Annotated in this window: 18 protein-coding genes; 7 read left to right on the top strand and 11 right to left on the bottom strand. The window is 65.9% G+C overall.

Annotation, left to right across the window (positions count from 1 at the left end):
• Position 1: 1 nt before the first annotated feature.
• Positions 2-1303: a CpaF family protein gene (locus tag SALA_RS14050; protein WP_153802716.1), complete on the bottom strand. Its 1302-nt coding sequence runs from the start codon at positions 1301-1303 to the stop codon at positions 2-4.
• 26 nt (positions 1304-1329) lie between these two features.
• Between SALA_RS14050 and SALA_RS14045 the strand changes: the two genes are divergently transcribed.
• The gene (locus SALA_RS14045; RefSeq protein ID WP_011543030.1) at positions 1330-1740 is read left to right on the top strand and encodes a hypothetical protein; all 411 of its coding nucleotides are present in this window, start codon (positions 1330-1332) and stop codon (positions 1738-1740) included.
• Entirely contained in the window at positions 1737-3002 is a 1266-nt protein-coding gene (locus SALA_RS14040; RefSeq protein ID WP_011543029.1) for an HlyD family type I secretion periplasmic adaptor subunit, read from the top strand. Before SALA_RS14045 ends, SALA_RS14040 begins: the two co-directional genes overlap by 4 nt.
• Here SALA_RS14040 and SALA_RS16505 read toward each other — a convergent pair.
• Entirely contained in the window at positions 2948-3988 is a 1041-nt protein-coding gene (locus SALA_RS16505; RefSeq protein ID WP_011543028.1) for a transglutaminase-like cysteine peptidase, read from the bottom strand. The genes SALA_RS14040 and SALA_RS16505 overlap by 55 nt on opposite strands.
• A gap of 113 nt (positions 3989-4101) precedes the next feature.
• On the opposite strand from SALA_RS16505, the gene SALA_RS14030 reads away from it, so the two are divergent.
• On the top strand, positions 4102-4368 hold the full coding sequence (locus SALA_RS14030) for a hypothetical protein (protein ID WP_011543027.1): 267 nt from the start codon (positions 4102-4104) through the stop codon (positions 4366-4368).
• Here SALA_RS14030 and SALA_RS14025 read toward each other — a convergent pair.
• The 5 genes from SALA_RS14025 to SALA_RS14005 all read right to left on the bottom strand — a co-directional run bounded on the left by SALA_RS14025 (position 4356) and on the right by SALA_RS14005 (position 9717).
• Positions 4356-5813 (bottom strand): cobyric acid synthase, encoded by a 1458-nt coding sequence (locus tag SALA_RS14025; protein ID WP_011543026.1) that lies wholly within the window; start codon positions 5811-5813, stop codon positions 4356-4358. The two genes, SALA_RS14030 and SALA_RS14025, sit on opposite strands and share 13 nt — an antisense overlap.
• Before the next feature lie 25 nt (positions 5814-5838).
• The gene (locus SALA_RS14020) at positions 5839-7305 is read right to left on the bottom strand and encodes a S41 family peptidase (protein WP_011543025.1); all 1467 of its coding nucleotides are present in this window, start codon (positions 7303-7305) and stop codon (positions 5839-5841) included.
• A gap of 41 nt (positions 7306-7346) precedes the next feature.
• Positions 7347-8039: an RlmE family RNA methyltransferase gene (locus tag SALA_RS14015; protein ID WP_011543024.1), complete on the bottom strand. Its 693-nt coding sequence runs from the start codon at positions 8037-8039 to the stop codon at positions 7347-7349.
• Positions 8036-9127, bottom strand: a complete 1092-nt coding sequence (locus tag SALA_RS14010) for a Ppx/GppA phosphatase family protein (RefSeq protein WP_011543023.1) — start codon at positions 9125-9127, stop codon at positions 8036-8038. The genes SALA_RS14015 and SALA_RS14010 overlap by 4 nt, the downstream gene beginning before the upstream one ends.
• A gap of 188 nt (positions 9128-9315) precedes the next feature.
• Entirely contained in the window at positions 9316-9717 is a 402-nt protein-coding gene (locus SALA_RS14005) for a glycine zipper 2TM domain-containing protein (RefSeq protein ID WP_011543022.1), read from the bottom strand.
• Between the two features lie 319 nt (positions 9718-10036).
• On the opposite strand from SALA_RS14005, the gene SALA_RS14000 reads away from it, so the two are divergent.
• Positions 10037-11035, top strand: a complete 999-nt coding sequence (locus SALA_RS14000) for an esterase-like activity of phytase family protein (protein ID WP_011543021.1) — start codon at positions 10037-10039, stop codon at positions 11033-11035.
• Between the two features lie 39 nt (positions 11036-11074).
• Here the strand turns inward: SALA_RS14000 and rpmB are convergent, their stop codons facing one another.
• Positions 11075-11368, bottom strand: a complete 294-nt coding sequence (rpmB, locus tag SALA_RS13995) for a 50S ribosomal protein L28 (protein WP_011543020.1) — start codon at positions 11366-11368, stop codon at positions 11075-11077.
• Positions 11369-11498: 130 nt separating this feature from the next.
• On the opposite strand from rpmB, the gene tadA reads away from it, so the two are divergent.
• On the top strand, positions 11499-11966 hold the full coding sequence (gene tadA / locus SALA_RS13990) for a tRNA adenosine(34) deaminase TadA (RefSeq protein ID WP_011543019.1): 468 nt from the start codon (positions 11499-11501) through the stop codon (positions 11964-11966).
• Positions 11967-11968: 2 nt separating this feature from the next.
• Here the strand turns inward: tadA and SALA_RS13985 are convergent, their stop codons facing one another.
• Positions 11969-12670, bottom strand: coding sequence for an NAD-dependent deacylase (locus SALA_RS13985; RefSeq protein WP_011543018.1), 702 nt, complete (start codon positions 12668-12670; stop codon positions 11969-11971).
• A gap of 123 nt (positions 12671-12793) precedes the next feature.
• Here SALA_RS13985 and dapB point away from each other — a divergent pair, with 123 nt between their 5' ends.
• The gene (gene dapB / locus SALA_RS13980) at positions 12794-13519 is read left to right on the top strand and encodes a 4-hydroxy-tetrahydrodipicolinate reductase (RefSeq protein ID WP_011543017.1); all 726 of its coding nucleotides are present in this window, start codon (positions 12794-12796) and stop codon (positions 13517-13519) included.
• A 46-nt stretch (positions 13520-13565) separates the two neighbouring features.
• On the opposite strand, the gene SALA_RS13975 is transcribed toward dapB, so the two are convergent.
• Positions 13566-14009 carry a hypothetical protein gene (locus SALA_RS13975; protein ID WP_011543016.1) on the bottom strand — a complete coding sequence of 148 codons (444 nt, stop codon included), beginning with the start codon at positions 14007-14009 and terminating at the stop codon, positions 13566-13568.
• 233 nt (positions 14010-14242) lie between these two features.
• Here SALA_RS13975 and nth point away from each other — a divergent pair, with 233 nt between their 5' ends.
• Positions 14243-14911 (top strand): endonuclease III, encoded by a 669-nt coding sequence (gene nth, locus SALA_RS13970; protein WP_011543015.1) that lies wholly within the window; start codon positions 14243-14245, stop codon positions 14909-14911.
• Between the two features lie 40 nt (positions 14912-14951).
• Here the strand turns inward: nth and SALA_RS13965 are convergent, their stop codons facing one another.
• Positions 14952-18137: a TonB-dependent receptor gene (locus SALA_RS13965; protein WP_011543014.1), complete on the bottom strand. Its 3186-nt coding sequence runs from the start codon at positions 18135-18137 to the stop codon at positions 14952-14954.
• Between the last annotated feature and the right edge of the window lie 81 nt (positions 18138-18218).

Genomic DNA, 18218 nt, shown 5'->3' with positions numbered 1-18218 from the left:
CTCAATCGATCCGCCGGTCGGGCCGGAACAGATCGGGCGACAGCTCGACGCCGTGCGCCGACAGCGTTTCCAGGAACTTGGGCCGGATGCCCGTCGCCTCGAAATGGCCGACGACGCGGTTGTCGGCGTCGCGCCCCGCCATGCGGAACCGGAAAATCTCCTGCATGGTGATGACGTCGCCTTCCATCCCGGTGATTTCCGACAGGCTGAGCAGACGGCGGCGGCCGTCGGAAAGTCGGCCGATCTGGATCACGATGTTGATCGCCGATGCGATCTGCCCGCGCGCCGCGCGCGGCGGCATGTCGATCCCGCTCATGCCGATCATCTGTTCGACGCGCGACAGCGCATCGCGTGCCGTGTTGGCGTGGACGGTGGTCATCGACCCATCGTGGCCGGTGTTCATCGCCTGGAGCATGTCAAAGGCCTCGCCGGCGCGGACTTCGCCGACGATGATCCGGTCGGGGCGCATGCGCAGGGCATTTTTGACCAGATCGCGCTGCGTGACCTCTCCCCTGCCTTCGATATTGGCGGGGCGCGTCTCCAGCCGCGCGACATGTTCCTGCTGCAATTGCAGTTCGGCCGAATCCTCGATCGTCACGATGCGCTCATGCTCGTCGATGAAGGCCGAAATGGCGTTGAGCAAGGTCGTCTTGCCCGACCCCGTGCCGCCGGAGATGAGTATGTTCCGGCGCGCTCTTACTATCCCCTCCATCACCTCGGCGACCGCCGAGGGCACGCTGCCCAGTTCGACGAGTCGCGCCATATTGATCGGAATGCGGGCGAATTTGCGGATCGAAAGCAGCGAACCGTCGATTGCCAGGGGCGGGACGATCGCGTTGACGCGCGACCCGTCGGCAAGCCGGGCGTCGACGAAGGGCGACGATTCGTCGATGCGTCGTCCGACCGCGCTCGCGATTTTCTGAATGATGCGGAAAAGGTGCCTCTCGTCCTTGAAGCGCGTGTCGACGCGCTGCAGCAGGCCGCGCCGCTCGACGAAGACGATATCGTGCCCGTTGACCAGTATGTCGGTGATCGTCTCGTCCTGCAAAAGCGGTTCGAGCGGTCCCAGCCCCAGCAGTTCGTCGAGAACGTCGCTCACCATCGCCCGCCGTTCGCTGGCGTTGAGCGCCAGCTGATGGCGGTTCAGAATGTCCGCGATCAGGTCGCCCGCTTCGGTTTCGACCTGCGCCCGCGACAGTTTTTCCAGTTGGGTCAGATTGATTTCGTCGAGCAGTTCGCGATGCACCTGCACCTTCAGCGACAGGAGCGCCGCATTGCGGTCGTGATCGACATCGGCGCGGATGGTGTCGGGTCGAGGCGAGCGTCGGCATGGCGACCCATTATCACGCCAATTATGTCCTGCCGCGCTGGGCGCCGAAGCTCACCAAGATCGACCAGATCGGCGCGCATATCTTCTATCGCTGGCCGGGTTCGTGGGGCAAGCCGGGCGCCTTTTCGGATGCCTATGCCGGCGCCGAATGGATCCCCGCCTTCAGCCAGCTCTATCAGGGCGGCGCAGCGACCGCCGATGCCCCCGCTGACGCCGCCACCCTCGCCGCAGTCGCACTGCCGCGCGATCCGACCGATCGCCGCGCCGACAATGACGTCGGCGGCCGTGTCGATGTGACCAAAGGCTGGGTACCGAGCATCCCCGATCCGACCAGCAGCACGTCGCGCTTCGACAGCCTGACGAGCCGACAAGGCGCGACGCCCGCGACCGATGGTGTGCCCGGACAATGATCAGGCGAATCGTCACATTCTGGCAGCGCCTGCGCGGAAGCGAACAGATCATGGTGGCGGCCGCCGTCGGCCTGGTGCTGTTTCTGTTGTGGGCGAGCATCGCGCGCGTCGACGAAATATCGCGCGGGCAGGGCCGCGTCATCCCCTCTTCACGGGTGCAGATCATCCAGTCGGCCGAACCGTCGACGATCCGTGAAATCCTCGTCCGGTCGGGCCAGACGGTGGAGAAGGGGCAATTGCTCGTGCGGCTCGACAATACGACGTCGCAGTCCGAACTGGGGCAGCTCGAAACCGAGAACGAACGCCTTGCGCAGCGCGCAGCGCGCCTCGCGGGCGAGGGGGGAAGCGGTGCGGGCTGCACGGGCGACAGTTGCGGCGACGAAGCGCGGCTGGCCGAAGTGCGGCGTTCGGCGCTGCAAAGCCAGCTCGCCGCGCTCTCGGCCAGCGTCGAACAACGCCGCCGCGACCTGGGCGAAGCGCAGGCGACGGCAAGCGCGCTCGAAAGCAGCCTGCGGCTCGCGCGCGAACAGGTGGCGATGCTCGAACCGCTCGCGGCGCGCGGCGTCGTGCCGCAGACCGAACTGCTCACCGCACAGCGCGAGGTCGTCGATATTCAGGGCCGCCTCGCCGCCGCGCGCCAGGCGATGTCGCGCTCGCAGGCGGCGATCCGCGAAGCGAGTGCCGAGGTATCGCGCGCGCGGTTCGACTTCCAGCAGGAAGCGCTCAACGAACGCAGCCAGCTCACCACCAAGATGGCGGTCAACGAAGAAACGATCCGCGGCGCCGAGGGGCGGCTGGCGCGCTCGGAGATCCGCTCGCCGGCGCGCGGCGTCGTCAACGATCTGCTCGTCAACACGCTGGGCGGCTTCGTCAATGCCGGCGAACAGATCATGCAGATCGTGCCGCTCGGCGACAAATTGCTCATCGAAACGCGCGTCACGCCGCGCGACATCGCCTTCATCAAGGTCGGCGACCCGGCGAACGTCAAGGTCACCGCCTATGATTTTTCGATCTATGGCGGGCTGAAGGGCAAGGTCGTGCGCGTGTCGCCCGACAGCATCTATGACGAGGTGGAGCGCGAAGCCTATTTCACCGTCGTCGTCGAAACGACGAACAGCTTTCTCGTATCGAACGGCCGACGCCTGCCGATCACTCCTGGGATGCTATGCGATGTCGAAATCCTGACGGGCAAGAAATCGGTGCTCAGCTATTTGCTCAAACCCGTTTTGAAGGTCAGCGGGACGGCCTTGACCGAACGCTGATCGGCGAGCGCAAGGGTGATGCTCTTGCGCGCCCCCGGAACGATGGTTGCAGCCGGGGTTTCCGCCGCGGTGCGATAGGCGTGGACCCACCGCCGGTCGGCGCTGAACGACAGCACGGGGCGCACCGCTTGCGGTCGGGCGCCGTCATAGAGGCGGTCGGTCACATTATCGAGCACCAGCTTGCCGCCACCCGTATCGACGAGCAGGAAGGCGTGATCGGCGTTGGCGGCGAGATCGCGCAGCAGAACGAGCTTCATCCGGTTGGCATCGATCCCGGCGGCGCGCAGCATCTGCATTTTCAGGATCGCAAAATCCTCGCAATCACCGCTGCCGCGCGCGAGCGTCTCGTCAGCGGTCGCCCAGAAATCACGGCGGCGGTAATTGCGATCGTCCCCGACATAGGCGATTTCGCGATTGACCCATTGATTGACGCGCGCCAGCAGCTCGGTTTCGCTGAGCCCGGACAGGGCATTGGCGCTCTGCAGCTGGCGCTGCATCAGCGCGGCGGGCGCGGCGCGGTGCACGCGGTCCCAGCGATCGTCGAAGCGCGTCCGCTTGACCGGAATGGCGCGCGTGCCGAGTTCGGACCCGGCATCCCATTCGGCCGTCACGCCCGGCGGCGACGGCGCATTGCGGCAGTCGACGGGTGCCGACGCCGTGAAGGAAAGCGGCATACGGCTTGCGGGTTCGAGCGCGCGACGATCGGGGATGGTGTTGACCGTTGCGGGCCGATTTATCCCTTGCTGCTGCATCCTGATGCGATCGAGCGCGCTCGGCGCGCCGTCCAGGATCAGCTGCGACAGGTCGCGGGCGCGCGGCACGGCGGAAGCGGCCACCGCGTCACAGACGACCTTGGCCGGTGCCGCCGCCTTGACATTGTCCAGCTTGGTCGACGCCTGCGCTGCTGCGGGCGCGACCGCCAGGGTGGCCGCGATCAGCGGCAGCAGGGACCGCGCGGCGCGGGCGGATGGGGCATGACGACGCATGCCGTCCCATTTGCCGTAGCCGGATGAGGATAAGCTTCATGGCGATGGTGAACATCGTCTTCACCATCATTGCCCGAACACGGGGCCGCGGGCGCCAGCTAGAGCGCGATGACATGATATTGACCCACCGTGATTGCCCCCTGAAGTTCGTCGGCAAGAAGCGTCTCGCAGGACGGGCTGGTTGCCCGGACCAGAGACGCGCCGCTGTCCGGCGGGCTTCAGGAGGCAACCCCTCCGGGGCGGGCCGATTCTGGCCGATTGCCACGTTGCTCGTCGGGCGCGATGTCCCGCATCGCGCCGCTCCTCGCGCCTCGCACTCGGCCAAAATCGCCTCCGTCACGGTGGGTCAATATCATGTCATCGCGCTCTACACCGGATGAGCGGCGATGCGCAGCAGCGCGCCGATGTCGATATGGATTGCCAGTTCGGCGGCGATGTCGTCGAGCGCGGCGTCGACATCGGCGCCATGGTCGCGCCCGTTCCCGGCGACGCCGATCTTGGCCAGCAGCGCGCTGCGCAGGGCGGGCGACGCGAGCAGGCCGTGGATATAGGTTCCGATCACATTGCCCGCGGCGTTGATCGCACCTTCCCCCCCGCCGCCGTCGATCCGCGCAAAGGGGCGCGCCGTGTCGGTGCCGACGGTCGCGCCCATGTGCATCTCATATCCCGCGACCGGACTGTTCCATGCGGTTCCGGTCACTTCGCGGAGCGTCTTGGCGGGAGCCAGTTCGGTGGTGACGTCGAGCAGGCCCAGCCCCTCCACCTCCGATGCCGCCCCTTCGATCCCCAGCGGATCGGCGATGCGCGTCCCCAGCATCTGATAGCCGCCGCAGAGGCCCAGGATCAGCCCGCCGCGGCGGTGATGCGCCTTGATGTCGATGTCCCAGCCTTCGCGGCGGAGCGCGGCAAGGTCGGCGATCGTCGCTTTTGATCCCGGCAGGACGATGATCGCTGCCTCCGCGGGGATCGGCTGCCCCGGCGGGACCATCAGCAGTTCGACGCCGGGTTCCTGTTTCAGCGGGTCGAGGTCGTCGAAATTGGCGATGCGCGGCAGGATCGGGCAGGCGACGATCCGGCGGCCCTCGCGCGCATCGGCGCGGCGTTCGAGGATCACCGCATCCTCGCTTGGCAGACGCGCCGCCGCCGCGAGCCAGGGAACGACCCCCAGCCCCGGCCAGCCGCTGCGCTCCGCAATCGCGCGATAGCCATCGTCGAACAGCGCCGGATCGCCGCGAAACTTGTTGATGACAAAGCCCTTGATCATCGCCGCATCCTCTGCGTCGATCACGGTCCGGGTACCGACGATTGCCGCGATCACCCCGCCGCGGTCGATGTCACCGACCAGAACCACCGGGACGCGCGCGGCGCGGGCAAAGCCCATGTTGGCGATATCGCCCGCGCGCAGGTTGATTTCGGCGGGCGATCCCGCGCCTTCGACAATGACGATGTCACACTGGCGGCGCAGCCGGCCATAGCTTTCGAGCACGTCGGGGAGCAGGGCGCCGCGTCCTGCGCGAAAATTGCCGCTGCCCAGCGTGCCGCGCACGCGCCCGTGGACGATGAGTTGCGACGTCCGGTCGGCCTGCGGCTTCAACAGCACCGGGTTCATGTCGCTGTGCGGCGGGGTGCGGCACGCGAGCGCCTGCAACGCCTGCGCGCGACCGATTTCGCCGCCGTCGATCGTGACCGCGGCATTGTTCGACATATTCTGCGGCTTGAACGGGCGCACGCGGAGCCCGCGATTGGCAAGCGCCCGGCACAGCCCGGCGACGAGCACCGACTTGCCGACGTCGGAGCCGGTGCCTTGCAGCATCAGCGCGGCCATGCGCTGCTCCCGTCGATTGCCGTCGTCAGAACAGACCGGGGAGTTCGCGCTGCGCCGCGCTCGGCCGGTCGGGAACGAGCATTTCGGGCTCGGCGCTCATCCGGGCGCCGCTGCTTCGCGACGCCGCACCCACGCTCGCCTCGGCGATGCGCGTCGGGCAGGCGTTGCCCGCCAGGAAGTCGATCGCGGTGCGGATCGACGCCTCGCGCGGGTCGCCCAGCGGGATGTTGAGATCATCGCCCGCGGCGCAGCTGTTCGCGATTTTTGGCGCCAGCCCGTCATAATAATCGCTCTGGCCCGCCGCATTGCCGGTCGCAAAGGCGACGACACGCATCCGGTCGTCGCATTCGGCGCGATCGAGCGCGATCTGGCCAACGGGCTTGCCAAAGGTGTTGCTGCCCACCAATGTCATGCTGGTGCCGAGATAGGGCAGCATCGAATTGATCACCAACTCGCTTGCCGATGCGGTCGATCCCGTGCCGATGAAGGCGATGCGCGTCGGCGCGATCGATTCGCTGCGGGGCGCGAAGCGATGCTCGTCATTCTCCGCCGACTTGCTCGAGCGAAATATGGTCTGCGAGAAAATCTGGCCGCTGCGCCCGGCTCCCAGCAGGTCGCCCATCAGATTGGCGGTCGAGACGAGGCCGCCGCCATTGTAACGAAAATCGATGATGATGTCGGTGACGCCCTGCGCGCGGAAATCGGCAAAGGCGGCGCGCAGCTGGTCGTCGGCCGAGCTGATGAAGGTGCGCAGGTTGAGATAGCCATAGTTGCGGCCGCCCTCGCTGATGATTTTTGCGCCATAGCGATCGGACACCGGATCGAGTGCGTAATCGGCCTTGGTCACCGTGACGTTGCGCGTCCCGGCGGCGTCGGCGATGCGCAAAACCCGCGTGATCCCGGGGTCGTTGGGGCCGAGCGCGGCGGTGATGCCTGCGGTGCCCTCGGCCGCGACGATGTCGGCGATACTGCGCAAATTGCTCGCAGTCGTCCCGATCGCGACGATCGCGGTGCCGCGATCGATCCCCGCGGCAAAGGCGGGCGCGCTTTCATAGGCTTCGGCGATCAGCAACCGCTGGTTCGCGGCATCATAGACCAGCCGCACGCCGAACCCGGCGCTCGACCCGCTGGAGAAAAAGGCGTTCTCCTCCGCGATCGAGGTGATGTAGGTGAAGAAGCGATCCTTGTTGAGCGCCCGCGCGGGTGCGACGAGCGCGTCGATATAGGATTGGACGTCGCCGAAGCTCGCCGGATTGACGCCGACCGCGACGTCGCCGGGAAACAGATACCACTCGTCGATCACCGCCTTGGCAAAGCTCTGCCGCGCGGCGAGCGCGCAATTGGCGGTTGGCGCCGGTGTCGGCGACGGTGTGGGCGTGACCGTAACCGGACCGCCGCTGCCGAGACTCGAATCGCCCCCGCCGCCGCACGACGTCAGCAGCAACGCGGCAAGCGTCACCGCCGCCAGCGATTGCCTGGATTTCATCATCATCCCGTCTCCCCGGCCCGAACCGACTGTCCGTTTACAGGGGGTTATGCCGCATCACCGCGTCCCTTGAAACCCTGTGCGATCACATAAAGTTCGGGCGATCCCTTGCGGCTCGCGGGCGGTTTGGCGTGTTTGACCGTCGTGAAATGACGCTTGAGCAGCGTGAGCAGTTCGCGGTCGGCACCGCCGGCGAAGACCTTGGCGACAAAGGCGCCACCGGGCAGCAGGTTTCGCACCGCGAAATCGGCGGCGGTTTCGGCAAGGCCGATGGTGCGCAGATGATCGGTCTGCGGATGGCCGACGGTGTTCGCCGCCATGTCCGAAATGACGAGATCGGGCGCACCGCCCAGCGCCGCGATCAGGGCATCGGGCGCCGCATCATCCATGAAATCCATTTCGAGGATCGCGACGCCCTCGATCGGTTCGCACGGCAAGAGGTCGATTCCGGCGACGCGCGCGCGCGGGTTCGCCTTGCGGACGACCTGCGACCAGCCGCCGGGCGCAATCCCCAGATCGACAACGGCGCGCGATTTTTTGAGCAGGCCGAACTTCTCGTCGAGCTCAATCAGCTTGTAGGCCGCGCGCGAACGATAGCCTTCGGCCTGCGCGCGGCGGACATAGGGGTCGTTGAGTTGCCGCTGCAGCCAGCGCGTCGACGACACGCTGCGCCTTTTCGCGGTCTTGACCCGCACGTGCAGACCGCCGCGGCCGCCGCCCTTGCCGCCGCTGCCGCTCATTTGCGATATTCGCGGCGCGTGACCGGAATGTCGCGGCCCTGCATCGCCAGCGTGCGCAGGATGCCCTCGCGGATTCCGCGATCGGCGACGCCGACGCGCGCGGCGGGCCACAGGTCGATGATGCTTTCGAGGATCGCGCAGCCCGCGACGACCAGATCGGCGCGTTCGCGGCCGATGCAGGCGATTTCGGCGCGGTCGGCGATGCTGGCGTCGGCGAGGCGGCGGCTGATCGCGCGCATCGCGTCGCTGGGCACGACCAGGCCATCGACCGCGCGCCGGTCGTATCGCGGCAGGTTCAGGAACACGCTGGCGAGCGTCGTCACCGTGCCGCTGGTGCCGAGCAGGCGCAGCGGCTGACCGGCAAAGGCCCCCGCGCGGTCGGCAAAGGCGGCAAAGGCCTGCCGCGTCACGTCGCGCATATGCGCATAGGCCGCCTGGCGCCCGGACAGGCTGTCGTCGGGCAGCGGGGCATGTTCGGTCAGCGACACGACGCCCCACGGCACGCTGACCCAGTCGTGAATCTGGACGTCATGGTCCGACATTTCCACGCGCATCAACTCGGTCGAGCCGCCGCCGATGTCAAAGATCAGGGCGGGACCGTCGCCGGGTTCCATCAGATTGTGGCAGCCAAGCACCGCCAGTCGCGCCTCCTCGGCGGCGGAGATGATATCCAGAACGATCCCCGTTTCGCGCCGGACGCGTTCGGCCAGCTCGGCGCCGTTGCTCGCGCGGCGGCACGCTTCGGTCGCAACCGCGCGCGACAGCGAGACGTGGCGGCGGCGCAGCTTGTCGGCGCAGATGGCGAGCGCCGCGACGGTGCGATCCATCGCCGCCTCGCTGATTCGCCCGGTGCTGTGCAGCCCTTCGCCAAGCCGCACGATGCGTGAAAAGGCGTCGATGACGACCAGCTCGCCATCCTGCGGCCGGGCAATGAGCAGGCGGCAATTGTTGGTGCCAAGGTCGATTGCGGCATAGCTGCGTGGTCGAACGACCGGAATCGGTCGCCGGGGGGCGCTCGCCTTGTTCCGTCCTTTTGCCGCCGACCCGGGCCGCGGCGGTCGCTCTGATGGCGCTGCCATTTGCCGCATGGCAATTGTAACCTGTTCTGCTCACGCGCCCGCAGGACCGCGGGCGTGCACTTGGCGGCAAACCTAGGCGCGCGCCGGGCCGATGGCAAGCACCCTGCGCCGCCGGGCCCACGAACAAGGAAAGCCCGCCCGGCAGGGGCCGGACGGGCAAAGGAGGGGGAGAAATTACTGGAGGTCGGGACTGCCGCTTAACGGCAGCCGTCATTCCCCTTGTCTATCGCGCGGCCCGCGAGCGCGCCGACGGCACCGCCGATGATCGTCCCGACGGTCTTGTCGCCGCGGCCGGCGATTTCGTGACCGGCAAGGCCGCCCGCGATCGCGCCGATGATCGTGCCGCCGGTGCCCCTGTCGCACTGGCGATAATGGCGGCGGTCGCCCCGATAATAGCGCCGGTCATGGCGCCGGTCGTCGCGATAGTCGCGGCGATAGTCGCGGCGGTCATAGCGCCGGTCGTCGCGGTCGTAGCCGCTGTAATAGGTCGAATAGCCATCGCGGTCGTAATAGCCGTTCTGCGCCGCGGCCGGCGTCGCCACGCCCAGCGTCGCGGTGGACATCAGGGCGGCGATCGAGAGGGTCACCATCTTGTTCATCGTTATACTCCTGCTTTCGCGTCTGGCCCGTCGGGGCAGTGGCCGATGAAGGCGGTTGTGCGCGATTCGCATTGAGCGAAGCCTGAACGTGGCGGTCGGCTGGCGTTCAGCTTCGGCGGTGCGAAAGGCTTTTCTTTCATGGCGCGGCGCCCTAGGGTCAGGGTCCGTTAATTCCCCGTTCGGGGTTTGACCGATTTGCCCATGGCAGCGCCGAAAAGTCTTGAAATATATCCATATTCCTGCGCCTTCCCTCCTCGCCCCGAGCAAATCGCTTCAAACCCCGAACGGGAAATTAACAGGTCCTGACCCTAGGCCCCCCATGCGCCGTCTGATTGCCGCTGCCCTGATCTTTCTGACCCTCGGCCCGGTGCCCTGCGCGACGGTGCGCTTTGCCGACGTCGACCTGTCGCAACGGGCCGAGGCGCGTCCGCTTCGCTTCGCTGGCGACACCTCGGCGCCGATGCGCTTCGTGCGCGGCTGGCGCCTCGACAGTCCGAACAGTCGCTTCGGCGGTTTCTCGGCGCTGGCGCACACAGGGCCGGGCCGCTTCCTGCTGGTTGGCGACAATGGCCATTGGACACGCCTGACGTTCGACACGCGCGGCGCAGTGTTGTCGACGCGGATCGGCGCGCTTCCCACGAGCGACGGTCGCCCGGCGCGCAAGACGATGGCCGATGTCGAGGCGCTGGCCGTCGACCCAAAGGGCGGCGCCGTCTGGCTCGCGCTGGAGGGGATCAACCAGGTCTGGCGGCTCGATGTCGGGCTTGGGCGGATCGAATCGCGACGTCGGCTGCCGCCGCCGCGCTGGCCGACGAACCGCGGGCCCGAGGCCATGGTCCGGCTTGCCGACGGCCGGACCATCCTTTTCTCCGAAGACGCCGACGATGACCCGCGCGGGCGCGAGGCGCTGCTTTATGCGAGCGATCCCGCGGTTCCGGGTCCGGCGCCGCTGCGCTTCTTTTATGATGCGGACGGGCGCGGGCTGGTGAGCGACGCCGCGCCGCTACCTGACGGGCGCATTCTGCTCGTTCACCGGCGGCTCGGCTTCGACCCCCTGTTCACGACGATCGTTTCCGTCCTCGACCCTGCCGACATCGTCCGCGACGGCGTTGTGCGCTCGCGGACGATCGGGCGCGTGCCGCGACCGCTGGCCGAAAATTACGAGGGTGCGGCGGTATCGGTCAAGCGCGACCGCACGTGGCTCTGGCTCGTCTCCGACGATAATTTCAACGTCTGGCAGCGCAGCCTGCTGCTCCAGTTCGAGCTTGTCGACCTGCCGCCAAAGCGGGCGCCGGGCAGCAAAAAGGCCGCGCGGTAAACCGGCGGCCCCTTTGCGCTGGCGGGTGCGAGTGGCGCGTCAGGCGGCCTTTTCGGCCAGCTTCTTCGCGACTTCCTTCTTCAGCTTGCGCGCGTTCGCCGACAGCTGATCGTCGCCGGTCTTCATGAGCCAGTTGTCGAGGCCGCCGTTGTGCTCGACCGACCGCAGGCCGTGCGTCGACACGCGCAACTTCACGCTCTTGCCGAGCGCGTCCGACAGCAGCGTCACATTCTGCAAATTGGGCAGGAAGGTCCGCTTGGTCTTGTTGTTGGCGTGGCTGACATTGTGGCCAATCTGGCGGCCCTTGCCGGTCAATTCGCAAATGCGCGACATCGTTCTCGTCCTCACAAAATCTGGGCGGCGCGCCGGTCGGCGCCAGAAGCGCCGCAGGGACCGGTTGGGCCGGGAAAGGCGCGCGCTTATCGGCTTGCAGGGGATTCGTCAAGGGATTAGCGGGGAAACCATGGCGCCATTCCCGCTCCCCGAACCGATGCGCCGCGCGCTCGATCTCGCCCGCATTGCCGCCGACTGGGGCGAAGTGCCCGTCGGCGCGGTGATCGTCAAGGATGGCGCCGTGATCGCCGAAGGTCACAACCGCCCGCGCGAATCGCACGATCCCACCGCGCATGCCGAAATCGTCGCGATGCGCATGGCGGCGGCAAAGCTGGGCAATGAGCGGCTCGACGGCTGCGACCTCTATGTCACGCTCGAACCCTGCGCGATGTGCGCCGGCGCGATCGCGCACGCGCGCATCGCGCGGCTCTATTACGGTGCCGACGATCCGAAAGGCGGGGCGGTTGTTCACGGCCCACGCCTGTTCGCGCAACCAACGGTGCATCATCGGCCGGAGATTTACGACGGGATCGGCGAAAGCGAAGCGGCGGGGCTGCTCCGCGCATTTTTCGCAGCACGCCGCTCTAACGGGTCCTGATCCTAGCCGAGCATCTCCTCGACCCATTCGGGCACCAGCCAGGTCGCGGGGCCGTGGCGGGCTTCGTCGAACCAGTGGCTGCCCTGGCTGGGCTCCATGTTGAGCTCCAGCGTACGCGCCCCCGCCGCACGCGCTTCGCGCACGAAACCCGCGGCGGGATAGACCGCGCCCGACGTCCCGATCGACACGAACAGGTCGGCGCGATTGATCGCATGATAAATCTCCTCCATCCGGTAGGGCATCTCGCCGAACCAGACGACATCGGGGCGCAGATGGCCGACGGCGCCGCACGCCGGACAGGGCGGTCTGTCGAGCAGCGGCGCGGTCCACGGGCTGCGCGTATCGCAGCCGGTGCACCAGGCGTTCAGATGGGTGCCGTGCATGTGGATGAGCCGCTGCGCGCCCGCGCGCTCGTGCAGATCGTCGACATTCTGGGTCACGATCAGCAGCTCGCCCGCCCATTCGGCATCGAGCCGCGCCAGCGCCCGGTGCGCGGCATTGGGCTGTTTCGTCTGGATCGCCGCACGCCGCATGTCGTAAAAGCGCAGCACGAGGTCGGGGTCGCGCGCAAAACCTTCGGGGGTGGCGACATCTTCGACGCGGTGCTGTTCCCAAAGGCCGCCCGCGTCGCGAAAGGTGTCGATGCCGCTTTCGGCCGAAACGCCGGCGCCGGTCAGGATGACGATATTCCGGATGGGGCTCATGCGCCCTTTCTATCCGCTCGCGCTGCGCGAAGTCGAGACATGCGTGGAGGCTCCCGCCGGACGGGCATCTCGACTTTGCGCGAGGCGAGCGGCTAAGGAGGAGTGCAAGCAAGGGGAGCGGACATGACCAGCATCGGCATCATCGGCAGCCAGGGACGCATGGGCGTCGCGCTCGCCGCGGCGATCTCCGAGGCGGGGCAGCGCAGTTGCGGCGTCGACAAGGGCGGCAATGTCGCCAGGCTCGCCGCAAGCGCCGACGTGCTCGTCGATTTTTCCTCGCCCGCCGCGCTGGAGGCGACGCTCGACGCCTGCGTCGCGGCCGGAAAACCCATCGTCATCGGAACGACGGGGCTGGAGGAACGCCACCACTATCTGATCGATGACGCCGCACGCGACGTCGCCGTGCTCCAGACGGGCAACACGTCGCTTGGCGTCACATTGCTCGCGCATCTGGTGCGCGAGGCGGCGGCGCGGCTCGACCCCGAATATGACATCGAGATTGTCGAGATGCACCACCGGAACAAGGTTGATGCGCCGAGCGGAACCGCGCTGTTGCTGGGCGAAGCCGCCGCCGAGGGGCGCGGGATCAGCCTTGCGACCTGTTCCGAGCGCGGTCGCGACGGGCTGACAGGCGCGCGCGGCCACGGCAAGATCGGTTTCGCCAGCCTTCGCGGCGGGACCGTCGCGGGCGACCATGACGTGATATTTGCCGGCCCCGAGGAGATGATCACCCTGTCGCACCGCGCCGAAAACCGCATGATCTTCGCGCGCGGCGCGGTGAAAGCGGCGCTGTGGCTGATCCATCAGAAACCCGGACGTTACACCATGCCGCAGGTATTGGGATTGTGACGCCCGATGGGGGCGCCGGGCCCGAACGGCCCGGCGCCGCCGATGGCTATTTGAACTTGAGTTCGCGCAGCAGGAAACTGCCCATGACGGTGCGATATTTCGTGCGATCGCCCGATTCGGCCGACATCTGGGCGTCGGTGCGCTTCATGAAATCGCGATAGGCCTGATTGCGCCGCTCGTCTTCCGCGCCATCGGGCAGGCTTGCAAAGGTCACCGACAGATAAAGGTCGGGTTCGCCGGGGCGCGAATTATAGTTGCTGAAAACGGCGTAGCCGGTGATCCATCCCTGTGCCTTGGCGAATTCCTGCGATTTGCGCCATTGATCGGCGAGGAAGGTCGCATATTGCATCCCGCCGCCGTCGGCGACGTCGATCATCGACACCTCGGTATAGTCGCCCGCGGTGAACGGGTAATTCTGGGCCGATGCCGCCGTGGCAAGTGCGCACGACGACAGGCCGGCCAATATGGCCGTTTTCCAAGTTCTCGGCATTGTCTGGTCCTCCAACCCCGGCAGGGAGCCACATCGGCTCTCTTCGCCCGGTCCCCGGTGTCGATATCGCGCCAGCGTCCGTCGCGGGACGACTCGGCATCGAAGCGGCGTGAGGCTGCGCCCCTTGCACCAAAGAGTCAAATGCGACGGCTTGGAAGGCGGCGGGCAAAGGCGCTAGGGTCAGGACCCCAGGGAATGCGGGCGGCGCTTCGGCCGCGCGCCGGAGCCAAGCGATGAAACGCAGCGACATCTTTGAATTCTACCGCCGCCTCGCCGAACTGAACCCCAGTCCCGAGACCGAGCTGCAATTCGGCAACATCTATCAGCTGCTCGTCGCGGTCGTATTGTCGGCGCAGGCAACCGACGTCGGGGTGAACAAGGCGACGCGCAAATTGTTCGAAACGGTGAAGACGCCGCAACAGATGCTCGATCTGGGCGAGGAGGGCCTCAAACAGCATATCAGGACGATCGGGCTGTTCAACGCCAAGGCGAAAAATGTCATTGCGCTCAGCGAAATGCTGATCCGCGACCATGGCGGCGAAGTGCCCGCCGACCGCGATGCGCTCACAAAGCTGCCCGGCGTCGGACGCAAGACCGCCAATGTCGTGATGAACTGCGCTTTCGGGGCGGAGACCTTTGCGGTCGATACGCACATCTTTCGCGTCGGCAACCGCACCGGGCTGGCGCCGGGGAATACGGTGCTCGCGGTCGAGAAAAAACTCGAGAAAGGCACGCCCGCGCCCTTCCGCGTCGGCGCGCACCACTGGCTGATTCTCCACGGCCGCTATATCTGCAAGGCACGCACCCCCGAATGCTGGCGCTGCCCGGTCGCGGACCTTTGCCGGTACCAGCCCAAGACGGCGGCGCCGACGTTGCGGAAAAAGACAGGGGCGCGGGAGTGACCTCCCGCGCCCCGTTTTTTTGGACCAAAGGCCTGTCGGGCTAGAAGTTGACCCGCACGCCGACGCGGACGCCGTACAGCGACACGCGGCTGGTGAGCACTTGGTTGGGTGCCCGCACGTTGCTGTACTGATACTGGGTGCAGTTGGTCCCGCTGGTCGCCGCGCAGGCCACGCGGACGATTGCGGCATTATACGGGAAGGAAACCTGACGAAGCGAACCCCAATCGCTGTCGATCAGGTTCAGCACATTTTCAACATCGGCAAACAGCTTGAACTTCGCATCGCCGACGAAGGCAGGGATTTCCTGGCTGACATGCAGATCGACCTTGAAGAAGTCGGGCGAAGTCTGGCTGTTCTTCTTCACTATCCGACCGCGATATTTTTCGAGGCCGAGTTCCGAAATCAGCGTGTTGAACGCAGCTTCGCTGGCGGCCGAATCAAACGTAACCCTCGGGTCGCCTCCGGCCGTCGGAACGTATAGCAGCATGTTGCCGAGGTTGCCGACTGTGCCGAACACAGCCCCGCGACCACCGCTGTTGTCGAGCATGGTGACGCTGTACGGACGGCCCGAACGATATTCGCCGAACAGGCTGATCCGCGTTTCGTTGTCGCCGAAGAACTCGCGTTTGAAGTCGATGCCGCCCTTCCACTGGTGGGTGTATTCGTAGATCGAGCGGCCATAGGCGGCGCGGTTGGGATCGACGAAGGCGTTGTTGCCGTAATTCGACGAGGCGGTCGACGAGGTCAGCGCCCCTTCGTCCTTCACGTTCGAATAGGTGTAGCTGCCATCGAGTGTCAGGCCGAAGTCGAACGCCTTCGAGAAACGTGCCGTCGCGAAGAAGGCGCGGCCGCGTTCGCTGTTGGTCAGTTGCAGGTCGCGGTTGGTCGTTGCGACGCCGCCAAACGGGCCATAGCGGGTGCGGCCATCGGGCAGCGTGCCGATCGGCACCGAGCGCAAATCTGTCCAAGTATAGCCATAGATGTTCTTGTCGTACAGGAATTGCCCGCCCACGAACCAGCCGTCACCGATTTCATAATCGGCCTGCAGCGAAGCCTTCCACTTGCGCGCGATCTTCAGCTTGGGATCGATATTGTCGGTCGGGGCCAGCGCAAGCGACCCGGTGTTGCGCGCCAGGAAGTCGTTGACGCTTGCCGGGATCGTCCCGTCGTCGATTCCGTTCAGCGCGTCGCAGGTTGCGGAAGCGGCGCAGTTTGAGCGGTTGATATCGACAAGATTGGTCAGGAGGCCCGTGTTCGAGAAGCTGTTCGACAGGAAAACGTCGGGCGTGCCGCCCGAGAAGATGCCGACACCGCCGCGAACGATCAGTTTGTCGGTCGCCTGCCAGTTGAAGCCGAAGCGTGGCTGGATCACATCGCGGCCGTTGAAGGTCTCGCGGTTGTGAAAACCGTAACGAGCGAGGAAATTCGGGTTGAGCGGCGGCTTGGCGTCGTTGCCGAACAGGTCATAGCGTATCCCGAACGACAGCGTCAGGTCGGGGGTAGCCTGCCAGTCGTCCTGAATGCCGAACGTGTAGTTTTGCGTGCCGAAACTGGCCGCGGCATCGTTCGGGTCCAGGCTGGGCACCGCGTTCGCATAGCGCAGGCGATTGGCGTTGCCCGCCGCAAAATCGGCGAGGCTGTCGAAATAGAAGTCACCGAGCGAACGTTGCAGGAACAGGTTGAACACGCTCACATCGGTATAGCCGGCCATGAAGCGCAGCGAATGATCGCCGGCGTCGAGGCGCGCGGTGAAGTCGAACGACAGGTTTTCCGTGTTCAGGTCGTTCGAATGACGGCTCACATCGGGACCGAAAAACAGACGCGTGCCGTTACAGCTGGTGGCCGACCCGGCCGAGGTCGCGTCGGTGCAGACTTCCATCTGAGGAAAGTCGCGGCCTCCGAACGGGGTCTGGTCGCGGTTATAATCACGATACGAGGCGCGGAAGGTGGTCGAGAACTGGTCCGACCAGGTCGAGTTCAACTCGAAGATGCCCGTATTGACTTCTTCGGCCAGCTCATAGCCGTTCGACTGGAAACCGAGCGCAAAGGGCGACGTCAGGAACGTATTCTGCTGGAACTGCTGCGTGCCCACGTTGCGAATATAGGTCAGCGAGGCACGCTGGGTGTCGCTGATATTCCAGTCGAGCTTGCCGATAATCTTCTCGTCTTCCTCGACCGCGTTGGGCGACAGGCCGAGCGTGTCGTATCCGTAGCGCGATTGTGCGACGCTGCTGACCTGGTCGATCACCGCCTGTGTCAGGCCGGGAACCTGATTGGCAAAGCCGGGGCCGAAACCGTCGTCGAAAGGATCGGTTTCCTTGGTCTTTTCATAAGCGAACATGAAGAACAGCTTGTCCTTGATGATCGGCCCGCTGATATTGGCGCCATATTGTTTGCTGTCGAAGTCCAACGAGATATCGCGGCCGCGCGTACGGTTGCCGGTCAGGCTGTCGTCGGTATAGGTGAAGAAAGCGCCGCCGTGGAACTTGTTGCCGCCGGAGCGAAGCACCACATTGATTGCGCCGCCCTGAAAGTCGCCCTCGGCGATATCGAAGGGCGCAACCTTGACCGAAAATTGTTCGATTGCGTCGAACGGCACAGGGCCACGCGACGTCGGCAGGCCACCGTTGTTGAGACCGAAGTCGTCGCTGAACTGCACGCCGTCAACTGAGAAGCGGTTGAGACGACCATTGTTGCCAGCCACTTCGATCGTGCGTGCGTTGGTCAGGTCCATGGTGACCAACGGATCGCGGCGCGCAAGGTCGCGGATATCGCGGTTGATCGAGGCGACGCCTTCGATGGCCTCGCGACCCAGTGCCGTAATCGGGCCGTTCGACTGTTCGAGCGCGCCACCGACCGACGAGGCGGTAACCACGATCGCGGCATCTTCGAGAACGATTGGCAGGCGATAGGGTTGACCGGCCTGGAGAAAGAGGTCGGTGACCTGCGCCGACTCATAGTCTTCGGCGGTCACTTCGACGGTAAAGGGGCCGCCGACGCGAAGGCCGTTGGCGCTGAAGTTCCCCGATGCGTCGGTCGTTGAACGAGCGACCGTACCCGACGGAACATGAGTGATGGTGACGCTGGCGCCCGAAACCGGGCCGCTGGCCGACTCGACGGTGCCGCGAACGGAAGAACTGGTTTCCTGCGCCTGTACCGGCGCGGCAACGACAGTCGCGGCGCTGATGGCCATCAGGCTCGCCGCGATCGAATAACGAAGTTTCATATCAGGATGTCCCCTATTGATGCGATCGGCAGGCGCACGAAAAGGGGCGCGCCAAGACCTGCGAGCGCCCCTGAAGCCCGC

The organism is Sphingopyxis alaskensis RB2256 (assembly GCF_000013985.1).
In the GTDB taxonomy this organism is placed as follows: Bacteria; Pseudomonadota; Alphaproteobacteria; order Sphingomonadales; family Sphingomonadaceae; genus Sphingopyxis; species Sphingopyxis alaskensis.
This window is presented reverse-complemented; position numbering and strand designations above follow the sequence as displayed.